Source organism: Pseudoalteromonas sp. APAL1, from assembly GCF_021532475.1.
Classification (GTDB): domain Bacteria; phylum Pseudomonadota; class Gammaproteobacteria; order Enterobacterales; family Alteromonadaceae; genus Pseudoalteromonas; species Pseudoalteromonas lipolytica_C.
In genome coordinates this window covers 96441-116241 of sequence record NZ_JAKGAW010000011.1, presented here as the reverse complement: position 1 = coordinate 116241, position 19801 = coordinate 96441, and the positions used below count along the sequence as shown (strand labels likewise).

The 19801-nt window shown below is 41.3% G+C and carries 16 protein-coding genes; 7 read left to right on the top strand and 9 right to left on the bottom strand.

Annotated features, from left to right (window positions below; all coding sequences use genetic code 11):
- Positions 1-40: 40 nt before the first annotated feature.
- On the top strand, positions 41-2542 hold the full coding sequence (locus L1264_RS07880) for an EAL domain-containing protein (RefSeq protein ID WP_199527370.1): 2502 nt from the start codon (positions 41-43) through the stop codon (positions 2540-2542).
- A 47-nt stretch (positions 2543-2589) separates the two neighbouring features.
- A complete protein-coding gene (locus L1264_RS07875) occupies positions 2590-3399 on the top strand; it encodes a DUF2797 domain-containing protein (protein ID WP_135926110.1) in 810 nt (269 codons plus the stop codon).
- Here L1264_RS07875 and L1264_RS07870 read toward each other — a convergent pair.
- Positions 3396-5900: an EAL domain-containing protein gene (locus tag L1264_RS07870; RefSeq protein WP_199527369.1), complete on the bottom strand. Its 2505-nt coding sequence runs from the start codon at positions 5898-5900 to the stop codon at positions 3396-3398. The two genes, L1264_RS07875 and L1264_RS07870, sit on opposite strands and share 4 nt — an antisense overlap.
- Positions 5901-5978: 78 nt before the next feature.
- Between L1264_RS07870 and L1264_RS07865 the strand changes: the two genes are divergently transcribed.
- Complete coding sequence (locus L1264_RS07865; protein WP_199527368.1) at positions 5979-6272, top strand: hypothetical protein; 294 nt, start codon at positions 5979-5981, stop codon at positions 6270-6272.
- Here L1264_RS07865 and L1264_RS07860 read toward each other — a convergent pair.
- From L1264_RS07860 to L1264_RS07835, 6 genes are all read right to left on the bottom strand, one after another.
- Positions 6269-7189: a histone deacetylase family protein gene (locus L1264_RS07860; protein WP_135926113.1), complete on the bottom strand. Its 921-nt coding sequence runs from the start codon at positions 7187-7189 to the stop codon at positions 6269-6271. The two genes, L1264_RS07865 and L1264_RS07860, sit on opposite strands and share 4 nt — an antisense overlap.
- A 68-nt stretch (positions 7190-7257) precedes the next feature.
- A complete protein-coding gene (locus L1264_RS07855; RefSeq protein WP_199527367.1) occupies positions 7258-8805 on the bottom strand; it encodes a serine hydrolase in 1548 nt (515 codons plus the stop codon).
- Complete coding sequence (locus L1264_RS07850; RefSeq protein ID WP_135926115.1) at positions 8802-9317, bottom strand: gamma-glutamylcyclotransferase family protein; 516 nt, start codon at positions 9315-9317, stop codon at positions 8802-8804. The genes L1264_RS07855 and L1264_RS07850 overlap by 4 nt, the downstream gene beginning before the upstream one ends.
- A 7-nt stretch (positions 9318-9324) precedes the next feature.
- The gene (locus tag L1264_RS07845; RefSeq protein WP_199527366.1) at positions 9325-9945 is read right to left on the bottom strand and encodes a LysE family translocator; all 621 of its coding nucleotides are present in this window, start codon (positions 9943-9945) and stop codon (positions 9325-9327) included.
- A gap of 6 nt (positions 9946-9951) precedes the next feature.
- Positions 9952-10734, bottom strand: coding sequence for a hypothetical protein (locus L1264_RS07840; protein WP_135926117.1), 783 nt, complete (start codon positions 10732-10734; stop codon positions 9952-9954).
- 3 nt (positions 10735-10737) lie between these two features.
- The gene (locus L1264_RS07835; protein ID WP_135926118.1) at positions 10738-11208 is read right to left on the bottom strand and encodes a CreA family protein; all 471 of its coding nucleotides are present in this window, start codon (positions 11206-11208) and stop codon (positions 10738-10740) included.
- Between the two features lie 103 nt (positions 11209-11311).
- Here L1264_RS07835 and L1264_RS07830 point away from each other — a divergent pair, with 103 nt between their 5' ends.
- Together L1264_RS07830 and L1264_RS07825 are read left to right on the top strand one after the other, a co-directional pair.
- A complete protein-coding gene (locus L1264_RS07830; protein WP_135926119.1) occupies positions 11312-11899 on the top strand; it encodes an outer membrane beta-barrel protein in 588 nt (195 codons plus the stop codon).
- Between the two features lie 10 nt (positions 11900-11909).
- Entirely contained in the window at positions 11910-12239 is a 330-nt protein-coding gene (locus L1264_RS07825) for a 5-carboxymethyl-2-hydroxymuconate Delta-isomerase (RefSeq protein WP_054560998.1), read from the top strand.
- On the opposite strand, the gene L1264_RS07820 is transcribed toward L1264_RS07825, so the two are convergent.
- On the bottom strand, positions 12240-14369 hold the full coding sequence (locus L1264_RS07820) for a winged helix-turn-helix domain-containing protein (protein ID WP_235403857.1): 2130 nt from the start codon (positions 14367-14369) through the stop codon (positions 12240-12242).
- Positions 14370-14699: 330 nt separating this feature from the next.
- On the opposite strand from L1264_RS07820, the gene L1264_RS07815 reads away from it, so the two are divergent.
- A complete protein-coding gene (locus L1264_RS07815; protein WP_199527363.1) occupies positions 14700-17720 on the top strand; it encodes a TonB-dependent receptor domain-containing protein in 3021 nt (1006 codons plus the stop codon).
- A 60-nt stretch (positions 17721-17780) separates the two neighbouring features.
- Here L1264_RS07815 and zapE read toward each other — a convergent pair whose 3' ends face one another.
- Positions 17781-18893 carry a cell division protein ZapE gene (zapE, locus tag L1264_RS07810; RefSeq protein ID WP_199527362.1) on the bottom strand — a complete coding sequence of 371 codons (1113 nt, stop codon included), beginning with the start codon at positions 18891-18893 and terminating at the stop codon, positions 17781-17783.
- A gap of 58 nt (positions 18894-18951) precedes the next feature.
- Between zapE and rsuA the strand changes: the two genes are divergently transcribed.
- The gene (gene rsuA, locus L1264_RS07805; protein ID WP_199527361.1) at positions 18952-19650 is read left to right on the top strand and encodes a 16S rRNA pseudouridine(516) synthase RsuA; all 699 of its coding nucleotides are present in this window, start codon (positions 18952-18954) and stop codon (positions 19648-19650) included.
- The last annotated feature ends 151 nt before the right edge of the window (positions 19651-19801 follow it).

Sequence of the window (19801 nt, the reverse complement as noted above, 5' to 3'; positions counted from 1 at the left end):
GACAGCTATTAAGAATAATTAACTAGATAAAGAACGCGTTTTGAATAATAAAGCATTGAAATATAATTTTGTTTCTTTTTTTATTCTTGCTACTTTGTTTTTTATCATCGCCAATTTGTGCGCGCATCTGGCCAGTCCAACTCGCTATACAATTGATAAGACAGCGCCAGTGTATTCTCAAATGGCTTATCGTATTGACCAAAGTAAATCTCTCACCCTTAACCAATTTCTTGCAGAGCCAGAACAACTTATAAAAAAGCCATTCTCGCAAATTGAGTGGCATTTAGGCGCTCAAGATTACTGGTTAAAACTTGACTTAGAAAACCGTCAAACGAAGCCGATTGATCTCATTATTCACTTTGATAACCCTATGGTTGATTACCTCACTGTTTACCGTGTAAACACACAACAACAGCTTATTAAAAAAACAGTGTTAGGCGATAAAGTACCTGATCTAAGCCTATTTAAATACAGTACCCCACATACGTCTTTCACTCTTAATGGTAATGAGCAAACATCCATCATCATTAAAGTTGATACCGTGGGGATCAGTAAAACGCCTATTAACATCTATGGTAAAAATGAATTTCAAGATTTAGTTCGCGCACAAGTGGGTGTATGGGGAATTTTTATTGGTGTGCTGATCATGGCTGCGCTCTATAACCTAGTGTTATTTTTTGGCATACGAGATCGTGTATACCTAATTTACATTGGCTATATTATTTCGGCGCTGTTATTAATGGGCTCAGTGCTCGGCTTTGGCTTTTATCTCTGGCCATTATCGTGGCAGTTATTTTTAAATAAACAGGTGGTATTTAGTAACTACGCTATTGCCTTTTTTACCGTTGCTTTTTGCACCATGTTTTTACGCTACCACAAAGACAATTGCCGCTTATATAAACTTAGTCTCAGCTTTTTAGCCCTACTGTTCAGCTTAAGCTTAATTAGCTTTTTTATGCTCGAATACCACTCATCAAAAATTTTCTTTGCCATTATGGTGCCGCTGTACATTTTATGTATTTGCATGATTTATAAAAAATTAGTGAGTGGCTTTCGGTGGGCAAAATTTTATGTGATGTCATGGGTCCCTCTGATTGTTGGCGCAGCAATTCAACCGTTAGAACTTACCGGCTTTATCCCTTATAGCTTTACCGTTAGGCATATATTTTTAGTCGCTATTTTATGCGAGATTGTATTAATGGCTATGGCTCTAGCAGATAGAGTGCGCTATCAAAGAGAGAAAGCTCTCTATCACGCAACTCATACTCAACAAACACAACTTCTAAATCAGGCCATGCTCAAACAAGCTTATATGGTTCTGAAAAAACAACAAAGATCAGCTAATCTGTGCCTTATAAAGATAGAGCAATTCACTGCACTGATGAATATTCTAAATTCAACACAAAGCAGTCATATCATCATCACAGTTGCTGATTCTCTAGAACGTCAAGTAAGTAAACGTAGGCAATTCATTAACCTTGAGTCAGCCCTCGATAACAGCCCTAAAATAGCAGACTTAGGAAACGGAATACTGGCATTTATCTCTACAAAGATTCAGCCACCAGAGGAGCTCTATGCAGAGCTTAACGACTTATTGAAACAGTTGCCAAAACAATACAGCATTTTGGGTCTTGACCTACAACTTAACTATCGCTGCAGTGTCGCAGAACCGATTGCTGACGACGGATTTGATGCCTGGTTACAGCGTGGTTACTTAAGCTTGTCTCAACGACCTCAATATAATATTGAACATGCAAAACCTCATGTAGATATGAATCTAAGTTTAGCTGCTGCACTGCAACACGCTATTCGAAACAATAATTTAGCTATCTACCTGCAACCAATTATCAACTTAAATACAGGCAAAGTGGCAGGCGCAGAAGCTTTATTACGCTGGCCTTGCGCCGATAAAGAGATCCATATTGAGCAGCTGATCCTATTAGCTGAGCGCACAGGGCTAATAAACGAGCTTACCTTATGGGTAATTGATCAAGCCTGTCAAAGTGTTGCAAGCCTTAATCAGCATGGTTATCGTGACCATACAATCAGTGTTAATTTAAGTGCCAAAAATCTCACCATTCCAAAGCTTATTGAAAAAGTTGAAAATACCATCATGAAGCATGGCATTATGGCCAGCCAATTAAAGTTTGAGCTTACCGAGTTCGCGCTAATTAAAAACCATAATGAAATGGTATCTTTCATCAATGAGCTCAATAAACTAGGTAGCCAAGTGGTTTTAGATGACTTTGGTACAGGTTACTCATCGCTCAATTATCTGGTTAATTATTCATTTAGCACTATCAAGGTAGATAAATCATTTACCCTTGATTTAACAACTAACGACAACAACCAAGTTATCGTGAAAACAGCCATTGATATGGCCCATAACCTCGATATGAATATCACCATTGAAGGCATAGAAGATCAAGAAACAGAACAGATGCTTATAAAAATGGGCGCAGATCAAGGCCAAGGCTATTATTACAGCAAAGCGATACCATTAAGTGAGTATCTAACGTTTATTGCCACACAATTTAAATAGACCATGTTACACTTGCCTCTTTTAACATCTTTAGGGGCCAAGTGAAGATGCAAGGTACGCTCAGAAAATTAAAGTCGACCCTCACCTCTCCAGTCGAATATCAATTACCTATTGGTGATGAGCTAGTTTCATTAAATGACTATATTGGTAAGCCACTAACACTTACGTTTACGGGCAATATTTTTTGTTGTAACTGTGGGAAAAAAACCAAAAAGAGTTACTCACAAGGACACTGCTTTGTATGTATGCGCAAATTAGCTAGCTGTGATATGTGTATTATGAAGCCTGAAACCTGCCACTTCGATAAAGGTACCTGCCGCGAGCCACAATGGGGCGAAGAAAACTGTATGATCCCACACTATGTATACTTAGCGAATACATCAGGGTTAAAGGTAGGGATTACTCGCCATACACAAATTCCAACGCGTTGGATTGACCAAGGTGCAACGCAAGCACTGCCTATTTTTAAAGTACAAACTCGCTTGCAATCAGGATTAGTTGAAGTTGCACTAGCCAAGTTTATTGCTGATAAAACGAATTGGCGAAACATGCTAAAAGGCCCATCAGAAGCAATTGATTTGAAAGCCGCTGCCAAAGAGCTTATCCCACAAATTGATGAAAAACTCAGTGAACTCGCTGAGCTATTTGGGGCCACAGCCATTGAAAAACTAGATGAAGATGTTGTTGAGCTAGAGTATCCAGTGAGTGAATACCCTAGCAAAATCAGCTCTTTCAATTTTGATAAAGCGCCAGAAGTATCGGGCATTTTAAAAGGTATTAAAGGCCAGTACTTAATTTTTGATACTGGCGTCATTAATATTCGTAAGTTTACTTCTTACGAAATTAGCCTAGCTTAGGCACTTTTTTCGGTATTGAGGTAAAAGGCATACCATTGCTGCTTCGTAATTGGGCGGCAATAGTAATAACCTTGAATAGTATCGCAGTTAAGTGAACGTAAGTAATTTAACTGCTCTATTTTCTCAACCCCTTCTGCAACCACATGCATATTAAGGCTTTTAGCTAATGTGACGATTGCCGTTACAATTTCACTATTGCCGTATTCATCAGGCACTTTAGCGATAAAACTGGCATCAATTTTTAGTGTGTCGATTGGCAATTTAGTCAAATAGCTAAGCGCAGAGTAACCCGTACCAAAGTCATCAAGAGTTATATGCACACCGAGTTTTTTCAGTGCCATGAGTTCTTGTTTCGCTTCACTAAAGTGACTAATAAAACAGCTTTCGGTGAGCTCTATCTCTAACTGGTAGGGGTTAACCTCATAGTGCTCAAGTAACCGCTCTACATTCGACGCAAGTTGCCCCTGACGTAAATGATTCGCCGAAATATTAATGGCTAAGCGCCCTGCTTCAATGCCTTGTTGCTGCCAATTAACTAACTCTTTGCAAGCCTCTTCTATCACCCACAAGTCTAGCTTTACAATAAGGCCTAACTCTTCAGCCAAGGGAATAAACTTTGCTGGAGAAATCACCCCTAAACTTGGTTCGTGCCAACGTAGGAGTGCTTCTGCCCCTAAAATTTTCCCTGAAGTTAACTGCTGCTTAGGTTGGAAATACAGCTCAAACTCATCACTCTCAATCGCATTTTGTAACCGGCTCATCATTGCAAGTCTCTCTAAAGAGCGCGCATTCATCGCAGGTTTAAATAATTGAAATGAATTACGACCAACTTCTTTAGCACGGTACATCGCAATATCGGCGTGCTTAAGTAAGGTAGCGCTATCTACACCATCATCAGGGTAAACCGCTGCGCCAATCGATGCCGTAATGGCCACAACATGCTCGTTAATAGCCAAAGGCATACTAACTTGTTGAAGTACTTGCTCAGCAAAGTTTAGCAAGTCTTCAATACGATTTACTTCACATAGTAAAACAAACTCATCACCACCTAACCGCGCCAAGGTATCTCCATCCGGAAGGATCGATAAAATTCGCTCAGCAACTTGCTCAAGCAAGTTATCACCAGCATCGTGCCCTAAACTATCATTCACTTCTTTAAAGCGATCTAAGTCAATAAACATCACCGCCAGTAGGTCATGATTTCGTTTTGCAGCACTCAATGCAATTGATAACCTATCATGAAACAAACGCCGATTAGGCAGACCAGTCAGCTCATCGTAATAGGCAAGTTGGGCAATCTTTTCTTCGGCACGTTTGCGCTCTGTAATATCACTAAAAATAGCGGCATAGAGCACTTCGTCAAAATTGGGATCTTTGATCTGAATGATCGTTAGCCACTCAACATACTCTTCGCCATCTTTTCTACGATTACAGATCTCTCCTTGCCAAACCCCTTCGTATTCAATGGCATGCCACATTTTTTGATAAAAGGAACGGCTATGTTTTGCTGAACTTAAAATGTTGGGCCGCTTGCCAATAACTTCATGCTCAGCAAAGCCAGTCAGTTTAGTAAAAGCAGGGTTAACTTGAATAATAGTGCCGTCTTTACGGGTTAACATAATGCCATCGAGTGAGGCATCAATAATTTTATTTGCAAGAAAAAGGTTTCGCTGTGATTTTTGCAAAGCAATGTCACGCTGTTCAATCGCTCGCTCAAGCTCGCAGCAATAAGCCGACTCAATCTCTGTTATTAAATCAGCAAATGAAATCACTCCACAAATAGCGGTGTCTCTGACCACCAAATGACGCACATTGCGTTCTGTCATGACTCGATAAGCATCAAAAAGACTACTTTTATTATCAATTTCAATAAGTGGATAACTCGCGTATTCCCAGCATGGGTTTAACCACTCAGTTTGTAAAATCAACTCAACAATGTCACGCTGGGTAATGATGCCATAAATTTCAAGTGATTGATTATAAACCAATACACTTTCAAGATGTTTCATGCGCATCAGTTCAACCACTTTCTCAATAGGCGTATCGGCATCAACCACTTCTAATTCTGTACAATACTGTTCATGAATGGGCCTAAACTGCAGATAGTGGTCTAAACCTTGGTTGTGAACGATATCAGAAAGGTTCAACATCCCTAAAGGCTGGCTATTATCGTCAATTACCAATAAATGACGAATACCGTGTTGTTGAAAACGTAATGTTGCATCACTTACTGGATACTGACTTGGCACTGAGATAACCGGTGCCGACATCACTTCGTGAATTGCAAGATTCTTGTAAGTGGGATTAGTTATATCTACCTTTAAACAATCAGCTTCAGTCCAGATACCAACAATCGACTTTTCATGTTTAATAAAAATGGCGGTTACACCATGCACATGCATCAACCTTACGGCATCAACCAAAGGCGTATGCGCAGGACATGAAACGAGCTTTTGCGAAAATACATCGCACACCTTTTGATGTCGTCTTGGTTGATTCATAGGTAAATAATCCTAGTTCTTGCATGGACTGACAATTATAATCATTTCATCCTTGGCAACTTTGACGCAGGACAATAAATGCACACATCTTTTCCTAAGATAATTTTTTCATCTAATGAATTAGCATTAGTTGAAGATGAAGCCGATATAGAAAGCTTTATTTATGGTTTAAGTGAAGAGCAGCAACAAGAAGCGAGGATACTTTTAGCAACAGGGCACTATGTCAACTTGCAGGGAGAAAGTGTTAAAGCGTTAACTGACGTGGAGCTTGCTAATAAAGTGACTGAGCATCTAGCACAAGAAGGTGTGTGCTGTTTAAGTAAAATAACTAGGCTTACTGCAACGCAAGCCTTTGCGATGCTGGAAGATTAAGGTGCATCCACCAGCGCTTTAATATGCGCCACGGCACTTCGACCAAGGGCTGATAAGGCATAGCCCCCCTCTAAAAACGAGACAATCCCCTTGCATTCTTGCTGCTGACAAAACTCAGCAAGTTGCGTAGTTAGCCATGCGTAATCGTCTTCAACAAATTTGAGGCTTGCCATGTCATCTTCTAAGTGAGCATCAAAACCGGCGCTAATAAACAACAGTTCAGGTTTAAAATCATTAAGTTTTGGTAGCCACTGCTCAAGGTAAACAGCTTTAAGATCATTACCATCACTGGCTATCGGCAGCGGCGAATTAACTAAAGTCGCGTTATTTTCAACGGCAGTATTAGGATAAAACGGATGTTGAAACAAAGAGCAAAACAACACATTGTCGTCATCTAAAAAGATATCTTGGGTACCATTACCGTGGTGTACATCAAAATCCAAAATAGCAATGCGCTTAACGCCTTTGCTTTGCGCGTATTTCACCGCAATGGCTAGATTATTAAAAACGCAAAACCCTGCAGAGGTGCTGCGGTTTGCATGATGGCCTGGCGGTCTAACGGAGCAAAAAGCCGCGTCGAGATTATCAGCAAGAATTTCGTCAACCGCTAATAATCCAGCGCCTACAGCGCGTTCAATTGCTTTCATTGAATCTGGGCATAACCAAGTATCGCCGTCTAATTCAGCGAGCCCTTCATCAGGAATAGTCTGCTCGACGTGGTTAACGAGAGATTCGTCATGAGCACGTAAAAAATCGTCTCGGGTAGCTTTAGGAGCTTGTAAGTGAGTAATTGCAACATCAACACCACTGGCGAGTAAACGGTCTGTGATCACATCTAAGCGTGCTGGACATTCAGGGTGATCGTCAATCATTTTATGCTTACGGCAAAATGGGTGAGTTATTACAGCCGTTCTCATAATACACTCCTTGGATTATTTTCCCCCAGTATAACAAAGCCACCTGATGGTGGCTTTGCGACTTTTGTTTACTTTTTAGCGTGTAAATCTAGATTTCTAAAATCAAAACTAAAGTCAGTTACTTCAGTAGAGACAGCCCGCATTTTCGCACTACTCACACGGTTATCTGGGCTCATTTGAAACTCAATAAAGGCATCGGCCTCAAGTAACTTTTCATCCCACTTAACAATAAAGGTATTGCCGGTGTAATGCTCAAGCTGGCCTTTCAAACGCTTTGTATGAGTAAAATCAATACGTAACTGACCATTTAATTCTTCAATGACCACATCACCGTACCAGTTGTCATGTAGTGTGCCTGTGTAGTTGATGTTTGGCAGTTTTGGTTGATAATCTGCTGGCGTTTCTGGTTTTGCATTTGCGTACGCTTTTTCTTTGTTTTCGAAATGCTTTTTAGCCAACTCTTCGACCCAATCTTTGTCTTCAAGATCTAACGCATCTTCAAGCACTTCATAGGTCACCGCAGATAGCGCACTAAATGCTTGCTGGTTACTTAGAATAACAATACCAAGGTTTTTCTCTGGTAGTAGCGTCACTTGAGACACCATGCCTAAGATGCCGCCACCGTGACCCAGTTTTTTAATACCGTGAAAGTCTTCAATGCTCCAGCCTAAACCATAACCTCTAAATTGTTGATGATAAGCTTCGTAAGCGCTTTTTGATGCCAGTGAGGTAATGTGCGGGTGCCACATTTGTTGTTGCTGCTTTTCAGTGAATAACTGCTGACCATTTGGCATTTTACCATGCGCAAGCTGCGTGCGTAGCCATTGGCTCATATCGCTCACACTAGAAGCGATTGCACCTGCACCACGGAAATCTTCAAGGTAGTTCACAAAAAATGGATGTAATTGACCATCCATTGGAATATGGCCCGTCGCCCAGTTTTTATTACTACTAGGAATGCGTGAAAACCCTGCACGTGAGTTTTTCATATCGAGTGGCTCGAGAATATTTTTCTCAATGTAATCATTCCAGCTCATACCAGACACACGCGCAACCACTTCACCTGCGGTTACAAACATCAGGTTGTTATACGCGTATTTACTACGAAAACTACTCGCCGGTTTTAAATACTTAAGGCCCGCAATAATTTCATCAATTGATTTGTCAGTATCAGGCCAAATCATTAAATCGCCTTGCCCTAAACCTAATCCGCTGCGATGGCTTAATAAATCGCGAATGGTCATTTCACGGGTTACATAAGGGTCATATAAACGAAACTCAGGTAAGTGATCGATTACTTTGTCATCCCAACTGAGCTTACCTTCATCAATCAATTTAGCTAACGCTGCGGCAGTAAATGCTTTGGTGTTTGACGCGATACCAAATAAAGTGTCTTTATTCACTTTTTTACCAGTATCAAGGTTTGCGATACCAAAGCCTTTTGCTAACACGACTTTATCATTTTCAACAATCGCCACTGCCATACCCGGCACATCAAAACGCGCCATTGAGGTTTCGATAACGTCTTCTATTTTTTTAGTATCAATGTCGGCATAACTGTAAAATGAACAGCTTGATAACAATGCCGCTGCAACGGCTAATTTACGGAATATCATAATGTCCCTTGGTGATTTTTATTGTTGTGAATAGCGAATTCTCTCGCTGCCCGGGTTTTATCTGGATCATCGCAACTTTGTCTTGCGAGTATTGCTTCACTGTAATGATTTGGTACGCCCGCTTCAAGCGCTCCGCGATGAACGTGCTGAAGATACCAGTCGAATGGTAAAAGTGAGTCATCAACGGTATTGGCAATGTAGCAATGAGCTGATACACGCTCGCCATCAATAAGCTCAACGGTGATATCTACACAGTCATAACGCGGGCCTTCAATTTCATCAAGAATCGACTTTTCCATCTCATTGAGCTGATATACCACGCCATACACCAAGGCATCAGTATTATCTGTTTCGCGAATACTACACTTTGCAGAGCCGTCGGTACTGACCATATCAAACGTAAGCTCATAGCCTTTTAAAATAGCTGTGCCAATACGCTTTGCTTCTGGAAGCCTTGCAAGCAAACGGCTCGAAGACATATTTGACCCAAATGAAAAGTTATAAATAGTCATAGTCACCTCACACAACAACGCGAATAGCTAACGCAATAAGCACAATACCTATGCCTCTATCAAACCAGTACCCGCTTTTTAAGAAAAATGAACGAACCGATGCTTTTGATAGCACCAAAGATAAAAATGAAAACCATAGCCAAGTTGCAATAGCCATATATAAGCCATAACCAGCTTGAACTAAAACGGGTGTCTCAGGGCTAATTACGAGGGTAAATAACGACATAAAAAACAGGGTTGCTTTAGGGTTAAGTGCATTGGTAAAAAACCCGCGTCGAAATGCTTTATACACCGATTCTGGCTCAGCCTGAGCAAGGGGTTGCTGTTTACTATCGCTCGGCTTGGCACTGCGTAAAGCTTGCACGCCTAAGTAAGCCAGATAAGCCCCCGCTATGTATTTTAAAGCCATAAATAAGCTAGGCGACTGCGATAAAATTAACGCTACACCTAATACACAATAGGCAATATGCAACAAAATAGCTGCGCCAACACCAGCGCTAGTCCAAAGTGCATTTTTACGTCCTTGCTGAATACTTTGCTTAAGCACTATCGCAAAGTCAGGTCCAGGACTGGCTACCGCAAAAAAATGGGCAATGGCAATCAATAAAAACTCATCTAGATACTGCACAACTACTTACCCTATCGCTTTTTGATCTAATGCCAATAACATAGGATTAGCACTGTCATGCATGAGAGCTTTAATTTGTTTTTGCGCTTTTTTATATTGGCTGCGAAGATGTGGCTTTAAAAACGTCTTCGACTGACTGTCCCCTTTAAAGTGTGTAACCAGCGCATGCATAAACAGCGTTTGTGGCTCAGTCAGCGCCGCTTGACGATTAGCATATGGGTTATAACCGCAGCCACAACCTCCTTTAAATTGATACACCGTATTGCTCATCATCACCCCAAAGCCTAAATAACATGCCAACGCATCACTTGCCTGCGGTAAATACTCTTTACCGCCAGGTGGTAACACACCCACATGGTGAATCAAAATCGTCGCTAATGTCCCTGCAAAACTGGCGACTAAATCTTGTGGCTGATTTATTTGGTTCGGGTTATATGAAATATTCACGTGATGATTTGCAGGAACGATTAACTGTACATTTTCGCCGCGTATTGCGTCTAAAAATTCGAAGTGTGGAAACACCTGAGGTGTCAGCCCAGAAGGTGCAACCAAGTTAATTGGCCACGCCTGCATACCCGCATAATCAACCACCCGACTAAATACCTTTTCAGCCATTTCGGCTACACTCGATACCCTATCAGGAAAGAACTGTCCATTAGGTAAAATGATTTTCGTATGCTTTAAAAAATAATCACTATCAAAGTGCTCAACAGCCCACAAAAAGGTATCAATTAGCCACTGCTGCTCTTGCTCATCAATAAGGGGACTTGATTTAAATAACGCTAACATAAATTACTCTTGTGATTGTGCCCATTGCCATGCATCAGTGTTATACAAAGGCACTGTTGATAAAGCGTGATGATGACTGCCACTTGATTCTTTTGTTGAATACGACAAATATAAAAGTGTACGTGTTGGCGCATCATAAATACGGCGCACTTTTAACGACTTAAATAAAATACTTTTTGATGATTTAAAAACCACCTCACCCGATTTACTACGATCTATTTTTTGTAATTGTTCCGCTGTAATAGGCCCTGTTTGACGACAGGCAATAGACATATCAGAAGGATCAGCAAAGTCTAGGTTGGCTTCAATGTGGCTGATGTGACAGGTTACACCGCTAATAATTGGGTCTTGTTGTGATACTACTTTAATGTCTTTTGTAGTAAATAACCCTAAACTTACCGAAGCAGCATCATCCGAGCAGCCACTCAACAAAATAAGTGACGCAGTAAGTCCAGCTAATTTTAGTAACTTCATCCTAGTGTTCCTTATTAAAAAGCGATAGTTGTCCGTTTACAACGATTTGCTTGCTATGTTTCAATACTATCTCAAAATATCTTCAACAACGAGCACCTAAACAATGAAAAAATCGCTTGGTTTACTGTGTTTCATGTTCTTAAGTAGTACAGCTCAAGCTGGCTACTCAATTAGCGCCGGTTTCGGCAAAAACTTTACTAACTCGGTGCAAACCGAAGAAAATCTAAAGATTGAGCTTGAGGATGACAGCCATTTTACTGTCAGCTTCGATAGAACCATTGATAATGCTCGCTATGGCTTCTTCTATTCGGCAACCGAGCTTGATATGAAAGACCAAACCAACAAGCAAGTCGAGATGCAATACCTGCTATTTCAAAGTGCCATAGAAGTGCCACTGGCTAATCGTGTGGTTAGCTTTGTTGGCGCCCAAATTGGCGCAAACCACGTCAGCACTGACTTTGCCGACTCAGATACGTATTTTACCTCGGGCCTTTATGCAGGCGTCGATTATTTATTTACTGAACAAGCACGGGTTTATGTTGAAACTCGCTGGCTGGCAACTATTGTAAATAATGCAAGTAACGTATCGTGCACTTTACCAACATCAGAAGACAATCAATGTCTATGGCACTTTGATGGTGATGTGTTAAACCAATTTCAGACAAACATCGGTTTTAGTTACCGCTTTTAAGGAAGACCCCATGCCGCACATTGTTATAGAACACTCAGAAGATTTGCCAATTCTGCCACAAGTGTTAGTTGAAAAAGTTCACCAAGCCGTTTTTGACTCTGGCTTATTTGAGCTTTCGACCATAAAGACTCGTGCAATTGCTTATCAGCATTACGAATTAGGTGAAGGCAAAGATGGCTTTATTCACATCGGCGCATCAATCATGGCAGGAAGAACCATAGAGCAAAAGCAAATGCTCAGTGAGCAATTACTAAGTTGCTTAAGAACATACTGTCGCCGCTCGTATAGCCTAAGCGTTAATATTTACGATATGGATGCTGATATCTACCGAAAGTGTTAATTACTTTGGTAAATAGGCTGCGGGTAAGCGTTTGATTTCTATCTCAGGCGATAAATACGCAGTGTAAACCAGCCAACGCTCATTGGGTATGTAGGTCAGGCCCGATGAGCGACTATAAGCACGCTCTGGTAAAGCAATTAAATCATGATGCTGCTTACTTGCTAAGTCATAGTAGCTAATACGGTAATCACCTAAGCGTTCTTTATAGTAATAAATACGTCCCTCATGATAAGCATTCTTTGCCACTAGCAACCATGCATAGCTGCGCGCTAATTTAATATCATTCACCAGCATTTCTTCTACACCCGTATCATGATGTTTAATCCAAATAGCATGGCGCGAGTTAGTAAATAAAATATCACCTGTTTGTGTTTCAACACCATACTGCGCTGGCACTTCAACTGCTTTACCGAAGCTTTTTGCTGTTAAGTCATAACGGTAAAGATAGTCTCCATCAGAGACTAAAATATGCTGGCTATCAGCACTAAACTTGGGTTTAACAGCATGGCTAAATGGCAGTTTGATTTGTTGGCTTTGCTCTACTTTGAAATCATAAAAATATAAGCGGGTACTGCCATTGTCATACAATGAAAACAAAATATAGCGTCCATCGGCTGACCAAGTTGGGTCACGAATTTCCCCGGTGTTATGTGCAAAGTCAGTAAGCTGCTTTCGCGAGCTGCTATCGGGGTTAACAATCCAAAGCTGTGAACTGCCCGATTCATTCGACACATACAGCAGTTTGTTTTGCTGCTGATTATATTCTGGGAATAGCGAGCTAAAATTGGTCGATAACATAGAAAACGGTGAACTGGCCACTTGTTCGTCTATTTTCAGACGCGTGATCACCTTATCTAAATCCCACTGATGATAATAAACACTGCCATCGCTACTGTAGTTAGGAGAGCTCATGCCAGCGATTTGCGTGTTGATTAGGGTTTGATTATCAATATCGTAGAAGTAGCCATAACGTTTGCCACCCTCAACTGCACTAAACGCCAATTGCGCTTTAGATGGATGCCAATCTACACCATGAATATCAACAAAATCATGAGTTAGGCGTTGGCTTTGCCCTGTTTTTACATCAATTAAAAACAGCGCTTTTTGGTTGTTTTTAACATTACGCGTAACCACAACTCGCTGTGCATCTGGTGAAAACGACACAGACTCATACACAGTTTCGCAGTCATCATTACAAGGAATAAACGTTTCATTTGTTTGTTTTGCCTGTAAATCGAGCAGTTTGATACGAGTGACATAGTCACCTGATTGCGTGGTGTGATCAGCAATATAGACTAAGGTTTTACCATCACTACTAATATCGAGATCAGTCGGATATTTATTACTACACTCCCCTAATACGACACTGGTGGCATTAATCAAAGACAACTTAACAATTTCACAGACATCAGACCCCATGCGGTAATAGTACAAAGTATTTGCATCTGGGCTGAACACAGAGCGCCCTTCTGTATAAGGAGAGTCAGTTAGTTGCTTGGCTGGATGCTCAGGAAAATGTAAATCGCGTAAATATAAGTTATTTGGTTTACCGAGCTGTCGCCATGAATACACCAAATAGTGCTGATCATTAGAAATTGAAGGGTAAATCTCGCGACCTGGGCTTGCAGTAACACTTTCGATGCTATTAAGCGGTAACACAAAGCTTGACTTTATTTGTTCCGAAGGCGAAGAGAACAGCCAATACATTACCACAAGACTAATTACACACATTGCCACAAACAGCTGACGAATTTGCGCAGTAGTGATGCTAATACCCACTGACTTTTCTTTATCAGCTGTATCTATTGGCTCAGGCTTTAACAAAACACGATAGCCCGTTTTACGTAGTGTCTCTATGTAAGTTTTTTCTGGGTCGAGTTCTTTAAATGCTTTTCGTAGATGCCAAATAGCATTTGTTAAGGCTTTTTCACCAACATAAAAGTTACCATCCCACACATGATTAATGAGCTCTTCGCGTGTGATGGGCTCAGGATACCGTGCGACTAAACACCCTAATAGTTCAACAAACTTAGGCTGTAGTATCTGTTCAGTACCATTACAGTTAAGTTTGTTTTCGAGTGGGTTAATAACACAAGAACCCAGCCGATACGCGCGATTAGATGTTTCCATTAACTCTAAATAAAACCCCATTTTAGAAGTACAGCAGTATAAAGCCCTATCAATTTATCTTAAAAGCGTTTCTTTCACCAGCTTTAACGTTGCAAAACAGTTAACAATGAACATTTCTTAACTCGCTGATTTTAAATAAATAGATATTCAGTAGATATAAAATAGAGACATAAACGAGCCACCTAAGATTGTAGTTAAGTTCACATTTCTATAAATATTTTTACGTCAATACCGACCAGCCAGAGTGTTGCTCACTGTAAATTTTAACTGCCCTTAAAAAGAGCATCACTCTGGTTCTAAAAATTAAAAATAAAACAACTAGGAACACCTGTGAGAAATCTACTAACCAAACCCTGTGCTATTGCACTTGCTGTTGCCAGTGGTTTTAGCCAACATGCATTTGCCAATGAAGCTGAGATTGCCCGCACCGCCAACACCACCCCAACAGCTAATGAACAAACTGAAGAGCCTGAAAAAATTGTTGTAACGGGTTCGCGTATTAAGCGTGATAGCTTTTCAATTCCTACACCGCTGGTCACAATGGACCGTGAAGCCATTGCCGATACCGGTTTAACCAATTTATCAGATATTCTTGTTGATAACATGCCAGCTCTAAGTGAGAGCATAGGTAACACCACCAGCCAATCAAGTGTTTCAGCAACGGGGTTATCTACCGTCCAACTACGAGATTTAGGTGCTAACCGCACTCTAACACTGATTGATGGCCGTCGTGTTGTATCAAATAGCTACAGCGGCAACTATGTTAGTTTAAATACCATTCCAAGCGGCATGGTAGAGCGCGTGGAGATAATCAGTGGCGGTGCATCGGCGACCTATGGCGCTGATGCCGTAGCAGGTGTGGTGAATATTATCACCCAATCAAAAAAAGAAGGCTTTGATTTTAAAGCGAACACAGGTGAAACCACTGATGGCGGCGGTAAAGAATTTACCCTTGATTTAAACTACGGTACCTCGTTTGCTAATGAGCGTGGCTACGCTTATTTCAGTGCCAACTGGGACCGTGATTTTGGTATGACTTTTTACGATCGTAAACGCGCACAAATTGAAGATAGTTACGATTACGATCCAGATCGCATGTGTAATGTAATGCAAACAGCAGATGGCGATCAATGTATGCGTGACATCACGCAAGCTGACTGGGTTAGCAAAAGTGATGGTATTCCGGGCGGTGTATTTTTAGAAAACAGCCGCAACGACACGCAGTTTTGGTATGACGGTCAAACTCTACGTGATGACTGGAAAGGCAATGAAGAAATTTACGGTATTAACTCAAATCAATACGTAATGCTTGATGTTCCAAGCGATAACGTGTCTGCGGCAGTTAAAATTGATTATGACTTAACTGACGATGTGATGTTTTACGCACAAGTTCAATACAGCGAAAGTGGCTCGTTTAACAATAAGTCGCCTGAAGATGAATACGAAGGTGCGTATGTACCACGTTACGACCCTACTACTGGCGAGCCCCTTGCAGATGTAGCACCGGGTTATATCCCAATCGACAACCCGTATGTGCCGCAAGAAATCCTCGATGCCAACCCATACAAAGATCGCATTTATTGGGATCGCCGCTTCAGCGAAGTCGGTAATATCAGCACAGATAATACCCGTAAAACGATTCGTAGCTGGGCAGGTCTTCAAGGCACGTTATTTAACGATGAGTGGGACTGGGATCTATCTGCAAGTTATGGTCGTTTTACCCAGCACCAAATTCGCAGCAATGAATTAAATACCGTAAAACTTAATCAAGCTTTGCAAGCTGAACAGTTAGCGGATGGCACCATTCAATGTATTGATGAAGCAGCTCGCGCTGAAGGCTGTGTACCAATTAACTTATTTGGTGAAGGCTCTATCACCGAAGAGATGGCGGCTTGGATCCGCACTAACCCAATTATTGATACCGAAATAAAGCAATACGGTGTGGTTGGCTACATAACGGGTGATTTATTTGAATTACCAGCAGGCTCAGTATCCGCAGTATTTGGTGGTGAATACCGTAAAGACAGCCAAGACCTATCAACCAGCGACGACATGAAAGCTGGCGGTATTACCTTTAACTATGTACCAAATTTTTATGGTGAAGCTGAAGTCTACGAAGCCTTTGCAGAGCTTGCGATCCCGCTGTTAAAAGATGCTCCTTTAGCAAAAAGCTTAAGCGCAGAAACTTCATTACGTTTAGCTAACTACAGCATGGAAAACGTCAACACCGTTGCCAGCTACAAGCTAGGTGTATTTTGGGAGCCAATCGAGGGCTATGCATTTAGAGCAAACTACGCCCGAGCTCAACGTGCGCCAACGATCACCGAGCTTATGTCACCACCACGTGGCGATTACGACAGCTATGACGATATTTGTGACGGTTTAACGGCAACATCGACTAAACCAGGTCACGATAACTGCCGTAAGGAGCCTACATTAGCAGCACAACTTGCTGCTGATCCTAACTTTGAGTTTAGCGATGAGAACAACAGCTATTCACCGGGTACTGGTAACGAAAACCTAAAAGAAGAAACCGCTGATACCTATACCTTTGGGGTTACAGTGGCTCCAACCTTTTTAGAAAACTTTAATCTTGCCGTTGATTACTATGATATCGCCATTGTTGATGCGATTTCGCAGATCAGTAATGAAAACATCATGCGTGAGTGCTACAACTCAGAAGCAGCATGGGGCGAAGACAACGTATTTTGTAATGACATTACCCGTAACAGCGAAGGTAATATTATTAAAATCTTGCAACGTCAATATAACCTCGATGAGCTAACAGCGCGCGGTTATGACGTGGTTGCACAGTACAAATTAGACTTAGATAACCTGGGTCAGTTGTCGTTTAAACTAGATTACAACCATGTAATCGAAAACTCGCAAACTTATGAAGGCCTTGATGGCAGCTTGGTAACCAGTCACTACGCAGGTTATGGCAGCAGCAAAGATAAAGCATCAATGTCAGTTACATGGCGTAACGATAACTTACGTATTCGCTGGCGCACAAATTACTTAGGCTCGTTTAAAGCAAGCCAGAGTCTTGAAGAAGACTATCAAGAGTATATTGCCGAAAACGATGCCCGCTGTGAGGCTGGTGAAGATACCTGTATCAGTAACCCAGAAAAACTTGCCTACCAAGATTATGGCTCGTTCTTAAAGCACAGCCTTTCAGCGTCTTACACCATGTCACTTGGTGAACAGAGCCAACTGCGCGTATTCGGTGGTGTAAATAACGTGTTTGATAATAAAGGTGACTTCTATCCATATGGCCGTGGTAACTACTATAGCGCATACGGCGGTGGTGCTGGTCGCTACGTATATGTAGGTGCTCAATATAGCTTTTAACCGTTTCATATGAAGATCCCCAGCTAGGCTGACAACAAAGGCGCATTTAAAATGCGCCTTTTATCTTTTCCAGCTTTGCATCTCAACTAGTCGAGACTCGGTACGCGCATACTCAAATGCCAGCTTTTGCCCTTGATATAAATCGCTTATACCGACCTCGGCCGAGATCACCAGTAATCGGTTGCGATCATAAAACTCATCAACCAAAGCAATAAAGCGCCGTGCTTCATCATCTAAAAAGTGTTCTTGTAAATCCTGTTTTTCTCGCTGATAACTATCTTCAATGCCATGCACAATTTGTTTTCCCGTTGCTCCACGCCCCATTACTGGCACATTGAGTAAATAAACACGCTGAAAACACTCTGCCAAATAAATATAATCCGCGGTGCTTCTGGGTCCTGAGCAAAGTGTCATAAAATCAAACATAATGGCGTCTTGAGCTTGCATTACACAGCTAAGCTCGCGGTGGCAAACCTCTATCGTTGTTTGCTTTTGTATAGCTTGCTCGTGCTCTAAAAAGCGCTCTGTTAGCGCCTCTTTGTTATTAATAAAATAATATGCGGTTTGTTTGCCAAAGCGAAAGCGATGATCTGTGTCGCCTTCAACACTTAAAACATGGCAATGCTCATTTAATAAATCGATAGTGGGTATAAATCGTGCTCGCTGTAAACCGTTGCGATATAACTGCTCCGGTTGGCAGTTTGAGGTCGCGACTAACACTACTTGCTGCTCAAACAAGGCTTTAAATAAGCCTCCTAAGATCATGGCATCGCCAATATCAGACACAAAAAACTCATCAAAACAAATCAAGCGAATGTGCTCTGCCCATTCTTTAGCAATCACATTTAGCGGATTTTTCTGCCCTTGCAGCTGAGTTAAGCGCTCATGCACTTGCTTCATAAAATGGTGAAAATGCAAACGGATTTTACCCTCAATGCTAACTCGTTGATAAAATATATCCATTAGCATTGATTTACCGCGACCAACAGGGCCATACAAATACACACCTTTAATCGGCTTTGCTCTTTGCCACCAATGACTTGGCGTAGTTAGCAATTGTGATAACTGATCCAGTGCGATTATAGCTGCTCTTTGAGCGACATCCTCAGTTAAGTTGCCATTCGCTATCTCTGTTTGGTAGTGCTGTAATATTTGTCCTTGCTGTACTGTCATAGGTAACTAGTATCCGCTATACTCGCCGCCATTGTAGCTGACTAAAAATGTGATCCCAATGAAATTTCCATGCCGTTTAGATAAATTTATTAGCCATATTGCTGAGTTACCGCGCAGTAAGACCAGAGCTGGTATTAAACGCAAATACGCCACTGTTAATGGTGAGGTGATTACCTCATTCGATTTGTCTGTAACACAAGATGATGATATTCGCTGGCAAGGTGAGCCACTAGTATTTTTAGGTAAACGCTACTACATGCTACATAAGCCTGCAGGTTATGTATGCGCTAATAAAGATGACCTTCACCCTACTGTATTTGATTTAATCAATGAGCCAAACATGAGCGACTTTCATGTTGCAGGTCGATTAGATATCGATACCACAGGTTTAGTGCTGATCACTAATGACGGTGACTGGTCGCATAAAATTACCGCACCAAAGCATAACAAATTCAAAACGTATTTAGTTGAAACTCAAGAACCTATTGAAGACGAGGCAATTGCAGCGTTAGAGCAAGGGGTGCAATTGCACAACGAGAAAGAGCTAACTCGCCCTGCTATTGTTGAAAAACTTGCAAGCTACAGCTTACGCCTTTCTATTTGCGAAGGTAAATACCATCAAGTTAAGCGAATGCTTGCCGCTGTAGGTAATAAAGTTGTTGAATTACATCGTGAAAAAATAGCTGACATCACCCTCGACGAAAGCCTTGCAAGCGGTGAATATCGAGCGCTTACAGAAGCCGAACTGAAGCTCTAAATAGGTACTTGAGCAAATATCATGATAACGCTGTCATTTTTACTTAATAAAATAATACAAACGTGGTAGAAGTAATAAGGGGAAATAATAAAGGAGGCTGACTGTGTTATCAGGATTAGCTTTAAAAACAAAAATCACCTTATTTGCTATC